General features: G+C 42.6%; 10 protein-coding genes. 6 read left to right on the top strand and 4 right to left on the bottom strand.

What is annotated here, in order from left to right:
• Nucleotides 1–299: 299 nt before the first annotated feature.
• Both GW12_RS01260 and GW12_RS15745 read left to right on the top strand, forming a co-directional pair.
• The gene (locus GW12_RS01260) at nt 300–668 is read left to right on the top strand and encodes a hypothetical protein (RefSeq protein ID WP_152598510.1); all 369 of its coding nucleotides are present in this window, start codon (nt 300–302) and stop codon (nt 666–668) included.
• 105 nt (nt 669–773) lie between these two features.
• Nucleotides 774–935 carry a hypothetical protein gene (locus GW12_RS15745; protein ID WP_161788369.1) on the top strand — a complete coding sequence of 54 codons (162 nt, stop codon included), beginning with the start codon at nt 774–776 and terminating at the stop codon, nt 933–935.
• A gap of 46 nt (nt 936–981) precedes the next feature.
• Here GW12_RS15745 and GW12_RS01255 read toward each other — a convergent pair whose 3' ends face one another.
• Nucleotides 982–3,876, bottom strand: a complete 2,895-nt coding sequence (locus tag GW12_RS01255; protein WP_034582384.1) for a valine--tRNA ligase — start codon at nt 3,874–3,876, stop codon at nt 982–984.
• Nucleotides 3,877–4,065: 189 nt separating this feature from the next.
• On the opposite strand from GW12_RS01255, the gene GW12_RS01250 reads away from it, so the two are divergent.
• Nucleotides 4,066–4,743: a hypothetical protein gene (locus GW12_RS01250; protein ID WP_034582380.1), complete on the top strand. Its 678-nt coding sequence runs from the start codon at nt 4,066–4,068 to the stop codon at nt 4,741–4,743.
• A gap of 9 nt (nt 4,744–4,752) precedes the next feature.
• Nucleotides 4,753–5,559, top strand: a complete 807-nt coding sequence (locus tag GW12_RS01245; protein WP_034582378.1) for an SDR family oxidoreductase — start codon at nt 4,753–4,755, stop codon at nt 5,557–5,559.
• 61 nt (nt 5,560–5,620) lie between these two features.
• Here GW12_RS01245 and GW12_RS01240 read toward each other — a convergent pair whose 3' ends face one another.
• A complete protein-coding gene (locus GW12_RS01240; protein WP_034582374.1) occupies nt 5,621–6,772 on the bottom strand; it encodes a diguanylate cyclase in 1,152 nt (383 codons plus the stop codon).
• A gap of 248 nt (nt 6,773–7,020) precedes the next feature.
• Nucleotides 7,021–8,112 carry a GGDEF domain-containing protein gene (locus GW12_RS01235; RefSeq protein WP_171077642.1) on the bottom strand — a complete coding sequence of 364 codons (1,092 nt, stop codon included), beginning with the start codon at nt 8,110–8,112 and terminating at the stop codon, nt 7,021–7,023.
• Between the two features lie 310 nt (nt 8,113–8,422).
• On the opposite strand from GW12_RS01235, the gene GW12_RS01230 reads away from it, so the two are divergent.
• Together GW12_RS01230 and GW12_RS01225 are read left to right on the top strand one after the other, a co-directional pair.
• Nucleotides 8,423–9,697 carry a glutaminase gene (locus tag GW12_RS01230; protein WP_034582370.1) on the top strand — a complete coding sequence of 425 codons (1,275 nt, stop codon included), beginning with the start codon at nt 8,423–8,425 and terminating at the stop codon, nt 9,695–9,697.
• 165 nt (nt 9,698–9,862) lie between these two features.
• Entirely contained in the window at nt 9,863–10,237 is a 375-nt protein-coding gene (locus GW12_RS01225) for an endonuclease domain-containing protein (protein ID WP_034582369.1), read from the top strand.
• Between the two features lie 89 nt (nt 10,238–10,326).
• On the opposite strand, the gene GW12_RS01220 is transcribed toward GW12_RS01225, so the two are convergent.
• Nucleotides 10,327–10,674: a hypothetical protein gene (locus GW12_RS01220; protein ID WP_227504114.1), complete on the bottom strand. Its 348-nt coding sequence runs from the start codon at nt 10,672–10,674 to the stop codon at nt 10,327–10,329.
• Between the last annotated feature and the right edge of the window lie 134 nt (nt 10,675–10,808).

Below are 10,808 nucleotides of genomic sequence, written 5' to 3'. Positions count from 1 at the left end.
GATGTGTAGATACCTATGCCTAAGAGGAGAGGGAACTCCAATATAAAATTCACATTGGTATTAAATCAAATGATGCTCCCTCTCCCTATGGGAGAGGGCTGGGGTGAGGGATTCAATACATAATCTTGAAGATTGATTTTCCTATATATTGTGTTTATTATTTTATTTAATAACAATATATGGAGTTTATGCTTTAATTTTAAGTTTTTAAAACCTGGAGAATTTTAAATTTGGAAAGAAATATAAGTTTTAGACAATCTTGGATTTCTTATAGAAGTATGAGATTAAAAGAGAAAGAGATGCATCAGCTTAAACAAGCTAATGATGGTGTACCTGTTAGTTGTTTAAAACGTTACTTAAAAGTTTTATCACATGTTTTAGATCAGAGCTTTAGAGCCTTTGAAGATCGCGAATGCTTAAGTAATCGGATTTATTCGAAATATTCTAGACGAGTTGGAATTTTATCCTATTTCGATATCGAGTCTGAAGTTAAACAAGACATTGCAAAGTCAGCTTTAGTATTGTGTCTTAAAAATTTAGAAAAACGTACAGAAAGCCCAGACATACTCTCATCACTTCTGAAATTATTTTTATTAATAACTTTGCCAATTATTTTTATAACTACTCGTAATTTTTCAATTCAAAAGAATCTCTCCATTTCTGCTTGAGCAATCGCTTATGACCAAACTGTATTATTTACACGTTTGGGGCATATTTATAAAAAAACTCAAACGTGTAGTCCCAAATTCTCTTTTTAAAAAGGTAAAGAATTTATGGCTAGACGTAAGAAGTCAAAGTCTAAAAAGCAAAATCACCCTGTAAAACAGCAGCCAATTATCATTATTAATGAAGTACCAAAGAATACTCAATGGGCAGTATTATTAGTTCCTGTACTTAATTGGCTAATAGAAATTCTTAAAAATTATTGGAACTAAAAAAATCCCCTCACTAAGAGGGGATTTTTTGAATCAAATTACAGCATTAAAGCGCCGCAATCTGCTCCATATTCGCTTTAATTTTCGCTAACTGATCAGCAAATTCAGTAAGTTTCGCACGTTCACCTTCAACCACTGCTGCAGGTGCTTTGCTTACGAAACCTTCATTTGAAAGTTTGTTGGCGATCTGGTCATGCTGTTTCTGAACTTTGTCCAGGTCTTTTTGCAGGCGACCCAATTCCGCTTTAGGATCAATCAGACCTTTCATTGGAACGAATACTGACACATGACCGACTACAGAAGAAGAAGACAATGGTGGTTGTTCGCCATCAGCCAGGAAGGTGATGCTTTCAACTTTCGCCAATGCCTTGAACAGCGCTTCGATACGGGTGATTTGTGCTTTTTCAGCATCAGTGGTGTTCTGAAGAAGGACTGGTAACAGACGCGCATTACCTAAGCCCATTTCACCACGGATGTTACGCACCGCACCGATCAGACCTTGCAGCCATTGCATATCCGCTTCAGCCTGCTCATTGATCAGTGCTTCATCGGCAACAGGGTATTGGGCCAGCATGATGGTTTCACCAGCGATCCCCAGTTTAGGTGCAAGTGTTTGCCAGATTTCTTCAGTCAGGTAAGGCATGATTGGATGTGCAAGACGTAAAGATGCCTCCATCACAGCCAACAGTACACGACGAACTTCTGCTTTACGTTCTTCAGAAACATTGGCATCGTTCAGAACTGGTTTAGTCAGCTCGACATACCAGTCACAGTATTCATTCCAGATGAACTCGTAGATCGCTTGTGCAGCCAAGTCTAAACGGTAAGTCGAAAATGCTTGCTGAACTGCTTGTTCCGCTTTTTGCAGACGGCTCACGATCCATTGTTCAGGCAATTCCCAAAGGTCTCTACGAACTTCCTGACCAATCTCTTGGCCTTCAATGTTCATCAATACGAAACGGGTTGCGTTCCAGATTTTGTTGGCAAAGTTACGGTAACCTTCCACACGTTTCATGTCGAACTTGATGTCACGGCCAGTGTTTGCCAATGCACAGAATGTGAAACGAACTGCGTCAGTACCGTAAGCCTGAATACCTTCTGGGAATTCTTTACGAGTCGATTTTTCGATCTTCGCAGCCTGTTTAGGGTTCATCAAACCGTAAGTACGTTTCTGAACCAGAGTTTCTAGATCAACACCGTCAATCAGGTCTAATGGATCAAGGACGTTACCTTTAGACTTAGACATCTTCTGACCTTCACCATCACGTACCAGACCGTGTACATACACAGTTTTAAACGGTACTTGCGGTGTGCCATCTTCATTCTTCATGAAGTGCATGGTCATCATGATCATACGGGCAACCCAGAAGAAGATGATGTCGAAACCAGTTACCAGTACGTCAGTCGGGTGGAAAGTATTTAAGAAATAATTTTCTTTGTCTTTCGCTTCGTCACCAGTCCAACCCAAAGTTGAGAATGTCCAAAGACCAGAAGAGAACCAGGTATCCAGTACGTCTTCGTCTTGGTTCAGCTCAACGTCAGCAGCGATGTTGTGTTTCGCGCGAACTTCTTCCTCGTTACGACCAACGTAAACATTACCTTCAAGGTCATACCAAGCTGGGATACGGTGACCCCACCATAATTGACGTGAGATACACCAGTCCTGAATATTGTTCATCCAAGCCATGTACATATTGCTGTACTGTTCAGGAACGAACTTGATACGACCGTCTTGAACCGCTTCAATCGCTGGTTTCGCCAGTGGCGCGATTTTCACATACCATTGGTCAGTCAGTAATGGCTCAACGATCACGCCTGAACGGTCACCGCGAGGTGGTTTCAGGGTATATGGCTGAATTTGATCTAACCAGCCTTCAGCTTCTGCTTGTGTAACCAGTTTTTTACGTGCTTCAAAGCGTTCTAAACCGACGTATTCACTAGGCGCAAGAATGGTTTTAGAAATCTGCTCGCCAGCTTTCTCGATGTATTCGAACTCAGCTAAGACTTCAGCATTTTTGTTGAAAATATTGATGATAGGCAGGTTGCAGCGTTTACCCACTTCATAGTCATTGAAGTCGTGTGCAGGGGTGATTTTTACACAACCTGTACCAAATTCTTTTTCAACATATTCGTCCGCAACAATGGCAACCGGACGACCAGTAATTGGCAGAATGATGTTCTTGCCAACCAAGTGTGCATAACGCTCATCTTCAGGATTGACTGCAACTGCAGTATCACCCAGTAAGGTTTCAGGACGAGTGGTTGCCACCACGATGTAATCTTTACCATCTTTGGTGCGCAGTGTTTTATCTTCAAAGAAATATTTGAAGTGCCAAAGTGAACCTTGTTCTTCTTTATCAGATTCAACTTCTAAGTCAGAAAGTGCAGTTTGCAATTTAGGGTCCCAGTTCACCAGACGTTTGCCGCGGTAAATCAGGCCTTCTTCGTGTAGTTTTACGAACACTTCTTTTACTGCATTGGACAAGCCTTCATCCATGGTGAAGCGTTCACGAGACCAGTCTACAGAAGAACCTAAACGACGGATTTGGCGAGTAATATTGCCACCAGACTGTTCTTTCCATTCCCAGACTTTTTCAATGAACTTTTCACGGCCCAGGTCATGACGGCTGATGCCTTGCGCACCGAGCTGGCGTTCTACCACCATTTGCGTCGCGATACCGGCATGGTCAGTACCTGGTTGCCATAGGGTATTTTTGCCTGACATACGGTTGTAACGGGTCAGCGCATCCATGATGGCATTGTTAAAACCATGACCCATGTGCAAGCTACCGGTGACGTTTGGCGGCGGAATCATGATACAGAATGATTCGCCTTTTTGAGACGGCTTGAAGTAGCCACGCTCTTCCCAGGTTTTGTACCATTTTTTCTCGATCTCGGTAGGATCGTAGGTCGTAGCAATATTTTGCGCTGAATCAGTCATAGTCTAAACAGATCAAAAGTAGATAAAAAATTGCATCTATTGTAGCAAAAAAAATGGCAGCTGCGGCAGCCCAAGCCGATGCATTCTTGAACCATGAAGCTTGTGAGCTACGCTTGGCTATGATAGAACAACAGAAAGGCGACTCATCGCATATTAGAATAATGATGACTCGCAGCAGAGGAGACTGAGATGAGCTACAAGATATCACTACAAATCCAGCCCGAAACTCATCACCGTTTCCGCGAGATCCATGCACGTTTAAATGACGGTGAGTCCAACAGCCTGTCCAAACCATTAGGTGAAACTTTGGCGGATATTGCCTGTGAAATTATCGAACAGGTCTTTGGCCGGCTGGCACGGATGTCGACGTCGGCAGATCAGGAATCTGAAAAAATCATTCAACAGATTAAAGGCACAACACGTAAATATATGCCGTGGTCGGTGTCTTTCTTTGGCAATGACCGCTTGCTTCCTCTAGTGAATTATCTGTATGAAATGACCCATGAAATTGAAGGCGATTACTATGTGCGGTATCCAGTCGAAAAAAATCTGGTGCTGGAACTCTATAGTTATGTCCAAGAAATCAAATCCGGCAATTCGCACTATGTCTCTCCGGCGTTAAAAGCCTTTACCGAAGTGGTCGATCAGGGCGTAACTCAGCTGGTGCGTCAGCCAAAACAGTTATTAAAATTCAATGTCGTGGTTGATAAAACTTTGAATGGTGTGATTAATTTAACCACGCAGCTCGGTTATAAACGTTTTGACAAATTGGGTAGTCTGCATGATGCAGATACCATCGGTTATTACTTCGAGCATTTTTTGGCATTTTTAGATGAAGAAATAAAACAGGCTTCACATATTGAATAAGAGGGATCAATGGCAAAGCTGGAAAATTTAAATGGGAAAGTGGTATGGATTACCGGGGCATCTTCAGGGATCGGCAAGGCAATTGCACAGGAATGTGCAGCACAGGGCGCACAAATCGTTCTAACCGCACGCCGCTTTGAAGAACTGGAAAATGTCCGTCTCAGTTTGCCAAATCCGGATCAGCATTTATCAGTTGTGGCTGACATTACCAATGAAAGCCAAGTGGAAAAGGCTTATGCCACGGTGCTGGAACAGAAAGGCCGTATTGACTGGCTGATCAATAATGCAGGTTTAAGCCTGCGTGCACTGATTCAGGAAACCACCATGCAAACCGAGCGTGCCATTATGGAAGTGGACTATTTCTCGCAGGTATTCCTGACCAAAACCGTATTGCCAACGTTCCTGAAACAGAAATCGGGCCGGATTGCCTTTATTTCCAGTGTGGCCGGATTGCTTGGTACCCAATATCGCGCGTCCTATTCCGCAGCCAAAGGCGCCATTCACATGTGGGCCAATAGTCTGCGTGCGGAAGTGTCGGATCAGGGCATTGGCGTGTCGGTGATTTTCCCGGGCTTTGTCAAAACCAATGTGTCTTTTAATGCCTTAAATGGTGAAGGCAAGCCACAGGCCAAGCAAGATGAGGCGATTGAAAATGGTCTGGCTCCGGGAGACTTTGCTCAACAGACGGTCAAAGCCTTGCAGCAGGGTGAGGAATATATCGTGGTTGGTGGCACCAAAGAAAAAATCGGGGTGCTGGTTTCACGCATTTCACCGAAGTTGCTATACAAAATGATTCGCAAAACCAAGGTGAAATAATCACCAGATATATAAAAAAGAGCATGCTAATGCTCTTTTTTTTAAAGCCCATAAAAGTGAGTTAGGCGAGATTTGGCTGAAAATGGACGCGATTCCGGCCTTGATTTTTGGCTTGATATAGCAATTCATCGGCCTGGTTATAGGCACGTTCAAATTCATCCGACTGTTTAAAAAAGCTGACACCGACACTGATGGTTAAATGAATGCACTGACCGCGGTATTGCAGGGGCATATTCTCGACGGAACTGCGAATGCGTTCTGCAATCTGTAATGCTTTGGCATGCGGGCACTGATCCAATAAGATCAGGAACTCTTCACCGCCCATACGAATCACTTTGTCCGAGCTGCGAATGTTCTGCTGGAATATCTGGCTGACATGTTGCAGGGCCAGATCGCCAAAGGTATGCCCATACTGGTCATTAACCTGTTTAAAATGGTCAAGGTCTGCAATCAGGACCGCTTTTTGCGTACCTGGCTGGTTTTTAATTTTGGTCAGATATTGTTCTAAAGCGCGCCGATTCAATAAACCAGTTAATGGATCATAATTGCGTTCCTGGCTCAGGCGTACCACGACTTCCTGAAAAGCGCCATTAAAGAACAAACTTAAAAATATAATATCAACCAATAAACGCAGTAACTGAGTAAAAGCCCATAAACCATCATAAGAGGAGAGAGGATCATCCCCTTGCATCAGGAAACTAAAAAGCACTGCACGCATGATAATGAAGAACACGACCACTAAAATCAGGACTTTTAAAGCCTGGTCAATTTTTAGTTTGGCGCGGTGCTGCCATAGTGCAATCGGGCGATGCAGGAAAATGGCAGCCGTAGTAAAACTGGTCACGAGCAGTGAATACACTTGTTGCTGCTCAATCGCAGAAAAATAGAAAATGGCGATCGAACCTGAAAAAATCAGGCTAATCAGCACAGGCCAACGGGCAGGCAGATGGAGACGCTCATGGATGGCATAGATATGCAAGGCACAGCCTAAAAAATAGATGGCGAAAAGCGGGCCTAAAACAATTTCTAGAAAATCTTCAGTCAGGACAGTTTGCAGCAGCAGACTGAAACCGACACAGACTAAGGCCAGCGAATAGCTTGCTAAATAGCGCGGCAGTCTTTGAAAAATATACAGACAGGCGATCGCAATCCCCAAACAGATAATGGTAATAGGGATGAGTATGCTGTAAAAGTTCAGCTGGGCATCGAACATTGATCAGGCGAGTCTGGGAGAGATTTTGAACATAATAACTTATATTGGTAAGAAAAATTAAACAAAAATCAAACAAATTTTCTTATTAGTTTGTACTGATATTAATGATGAATTGAAGCATGGATGATGTTAAATGCAAGCAATTGAAACAATGTAGGAAAATGAATTATTTTTAAATTAAATGAAAATTAAACAATAAATTTACTCATCAATTGCATGATTATTCCCTACATATATGAAAAATTCTTCTATGCAGATTGCACCTGATTACGACCCATTTGCTTGGCCTGATACAGATGCTGGTCGGCCGCTACGATGGCTTCTTCAATCTGTGCAGGATCTTTGAAGAAGTAGACCCCGATACTAATGGTCAGATAAATGGACTGCTGCTCATGCTGTAATGGGGTGGCTTCAAGTTGCAAACGGATGCGTTCTGCAATTTTCAGGGCGGCATCCTTTTGAATGTGCGGCAAGACGATCAAAAACTCTTCACCACCAATCCGTGCTACTTGGTCTTTGTTGCGAATAGTGGCTTTCAGGATCTGGCTAATATGCTGTAACACCAGATCACCGACCTGATGCCCGTAACGATCATTCACGGACTTGAAATGGTCTAAATCTGCCATTAAAACTGCATGCTGTAACTTGGGATTAGGATCTATTTTTTGAATATAGGCTTCAAGTCCACGACGGTTTAATAAGCCGGTCAACGGATCGCGATAGCGTTCCTGTTGGAGCCTTAATACCAGATCCAAAATCGCACAGCTGATGAACATGCCTAAGAAAATCAACTCAATTAACAGCAGTAGCAATTGGGTCAATGCCCATGCGGGTGCGTAATGCGCGACGAATCCCTGATCCTTAATTAAAGCAGTTAGGAGGACAGCACGTCCAATGGCGATAAACGCGGTCACAAAGGTCATGACTTTCAGATATCGGTCAATCTGCAAGCGTGGGGTTGATTGAATAAAAGCCATCGGACGGTGCAGATAGATGGCTGCAGTAATTATCCCGATAATCAGCAGGCGGGCGGTCTGGTCTACCGTTACCTGGGTATAGTAGTAAATGCCGAATGCACCTAAGCTAATCAGGTAAATATAGGTCAGCCAAAAATAGTCGACGTTTAAACGCTCATAAATCGCTTTACTGTGAAATGCACAGGACAGGAAATACAGAACAGCTACAAGACTGGAGATTTCGATTAACGCTGACCCGGATAAAACGGTATTCAGCAAGATTGCCAAACCGAACAGAATCAGGGCATAGGCGTAAGAGCTTAAATAACGGGGTAAGCCTTTATAATGGGAAATACCGAGCGTGATGATTCCCAGGCTCGACATAATACTCGGCACCAGTAAGCTATAAAAAGTAAGATCTGAAGAGAGCATGCGTAGGTCGAATATTAGCCGTTAGATGAATAATATCATTTTCCGTGGTCAAGAATAGCTTTAAAAATAGAAGCCTGAAAGAGATCTTGTCGATCAAATTGAAAATTTAAAAAATGGAACTCTTTCGCTTTTTAAACCTCAACTTTTATGCCGGTAAATAGCATAGGCTCAATCATGTTGCAAAACGCTACCCATCCATACTTGAAGTTTTATCCTAAAAAATTAAGGTGAAATCAGGATAAAAAATTTAAAGGCCATTCGGATGAAAACACCTGTCCCGGATTATTTAAAGCATGTGTTGTCGGCCTGCGCCGCGAATGATAAAGGCAAACTGGCGGACTATATTCCGGAACTGGCCAATGTCAATCCAGACCGGCTTGGGCTGGCACTTTCCACCGTAGATGGCACGATTTACTCTGCTGGGGATGATGAAGTGGAATTTACCATGCAATCCCTATCCAAGCCTTTTACCTATGCCTTGGCCATTAAAGAGATCGGGCTAGCTAAGGTATTAGAAAAAGTCGGGGTAGAGCCCTCTGGTGAAGCCTTTAACCAGATTTCGCTGGATAAAGAACGCAATATTCCCAAGAATCCGATGATTAATTCTGGTGCGATCACCACTCATTCCCTGATTCCGTATAAGAAAACCGTAGCGCGTGCTGAGCAGATCCGCCGTTTTTTGAGTGCGTTAGCAGGACGGGAACTTTCTTTTGACGAGCAGGTATATCAGTCTGAAATCAAGACAGCTTTTCGGAATATGTCGATCGGTTACATGCTGCGTACTGTTGGTGTACTGGAGGATGATCCGAAAGAAATGGTTAATGGCTATATCAAGCAATGCGCCATCAAGGTCACGGTCAAAGATCTGGCGGTGATGACCAGTGTCTTGGCCAATGGCGGGATACAGCCGAAAACCGGTAAGCGCTTGTTAGATCGTTCCGTGGTTCGACAGGTATTAAGTGTTATGTTGAGCTGTGGTATGTATGACGCTGCCGGAGACTGGCTGACCACAGTGGGTATTCCAGCCAAAAGTGGGGTGGCTGGCGGGATTATTGGTGTGTTGCCCGGGCAGGTCGGGATTGCAGTGTTTTCCCCTAAGATTGATGAGCATGGTAACAGTGTACGGGGGCTAAGAATCTTTGAAAATCTGGCACGGGATATGGGGCTGCACTTGATGGAAGGTACGCCTTCGGCACAGACCATTCTGCAAAGCCGTTACATTGTCGGCAAAAAGAATAATGTCGTGGTCTATGAACTGCGTGGCGTATTGCAGTTTACCGAGTCGGAAATGCTGTTAAGGATATTGCAAGATGAACCAGCCGGGAAAAGTACGATTGTTCTGGATCTCACAAATCTGAGTTTAATTCATGATGTGGGAGTGAGGATGCTGTTTGAAGGTGTCGATCGGTTAAAACAGGATGGACATAAGGTTGTGGTGGTGGATTCAGAAGGGTTGCTGGATAAGGAACAGCTGAAAGGAAGGAAAAGGGTGGTAGTGACGGAGGAGTTGGAGAAGTTTTTGGAGAGGTTTAAGTAGAATAGAATCCCCTCTTGCGAAGCAATGCTTCTCACCTTTTGCAAAGGGGGACTTCCCCCCGAATTTAATGACAGCATAAAATCCGCGTAATTCCTCCCTTTCTTAAAGGTGAGCCATGTATGGTGCAAAAGGAGGGATTAATAAAAACAAATTAGTAGAATAAAAATGAAACCCTACAATAAAAACTTAAAACAAGCCTCTCGTGATTTACGCAATAACATGACTGAGGCTGAAAAGCTGCTTTGGTCAAAACTTCGTGGCAAACAAATTTTAGGTTTGCAGTTTTACCGCCAGAAACCAATTTTAAATTACATTGTAGATTTTTACTGTCCAGCAGCGAATTTGGTCATTGAATGTGATGGTAGTCAGCACTTTACGGATGATGGATTAGAATCAGATCGAATTCGTGATGAAGCTTTGGATCAACTGGGATTGAATATTCTAAGATTTGATAATAGGCAAGTGGTGAGACAGATTGATGATGTTGTTGAACTGATTTATCAGCATTGTTTGAATGAATCCTCAAGGGAATCCCCCTAAATCCCCCTTTTGTAAAGGGGGACTTCTCGTGAATTCAAAGACAGCATCAAATCTACGTAGTTCCTCCCTTTTTAAAGATGGTTAGGAGGTTATTCAAATATTGCATCACCAAAAATATTATAATCATGCATCATTGCTTCAAAAGATTTTGAATCAGCGGTTTTATCAAGATTATCTAAAGCAGCTTTCTCTATTTTATTTTGTTGATCATTAGACATATTTCTTCTTTTTTCTTGAATTTCTAACGCTTTATTCCTCATGTATCCAAGTAGATATTCAGGCATTACTAAATTTGATGGTCTACATATTCCTTGTTTTAAGGAAACTCGACTTGCCCTCATTTTTGATGAAAAATTGGAACTAACTATTCCTAAAATGAGAAAGGTAGGAAGTTTAGTAAATGTGTAGATATCTTTATCTCCTTGTAAGACGTCCACACCAATACTTCTAAGAAAATATCTATTTATGTTGCTTGGTAATTTTAATGATTGAGGGGGAGTATCTATTTCGGCTAAGGGAAAGATATGTTGTTCGTATTGATACAAATTATCTAGGACTTACGCACTATTAC

It is taken from the genome of Acinetobacter sp. HR7 (assembly GCF_000773685.1).
In the GTDB taxonomy this organism is placed as follows: domain Bacteria; phylum Pseudomonadota; class Gammaproteobacteria; order Pseudomonadales; family Moraxellaceae; genus Acinetobacter; species Acinetobacter thermotolerans.
The sequence above is the reverse complement of the archived record's forward strand: the minus strand, read 5'-3'. Positions and strand labels throughout refer to the sequence as shown.

Bases quoted from the DNA above. Each gene is read 5' to 3' on its own strand.
- GW12_RS01245 (WP_034582378.1), top strand. From the start codon at position 4,753: ATGGCAAAGCTGGAAAATTTAAATGGGAAAGTGGTATGGATTACCGGG.
- GW12_RS01260 (WP_152598510.1), top strand. From the start codon at position 300: ATGCATCAGCTTAAACAAGCTAATGATGGTGTACCTGTTAGTTGTTTA.
- GW12_RS01235 (WP_171077642.1), bottom strand. From the start codon at position 8,112: ATGTCGAGCCTGGGAATCATCACGCTCGGTATTTCCCATTATAAAGGC.
- GW12_RS15745 (WP_161788369.1), top strand. From the start codon at position 774: ATGGCTAGACGTAAGAAGTCAAAGTCTAAAAAGCAAAATCACCCTGTA.
- GW12_RS01230 (WP_034582370.1), top strand. From the start codon at position 8,423: ATGAAAACACCTGTCCCGGATTATTTAAAGCATGTGTTGTCGGCCTGC.
- GW12_RS01255 (WP_034582384.1), bottom strand. From the start codon at position 3,876: ATGACTGATTCAGCGCAAAATATTGCTACGACCTACGATCCTACCGAG.
- GW12_RS01240 (WP_034582374.1), bottom strand. From the start codon at position 6,772: ATGTTCGATGCCCAGCTGAACTTTTACAGCATACTCATCCCTATTACC.
- GW12_RS01250 (WP_034582380.1), top strand. From the start codon at position 4,066: ATGAGCTACAAGATATCACTACAAATCCAGCCCGAAACTCATCACCGT.
- GW12_RS01225 (WP_034582369.1), top strand. From the start codon at position 9,863: ATGAAACCCTACAATAAAAACTTAAAACAAGCCTCTCGTGATTTACGC.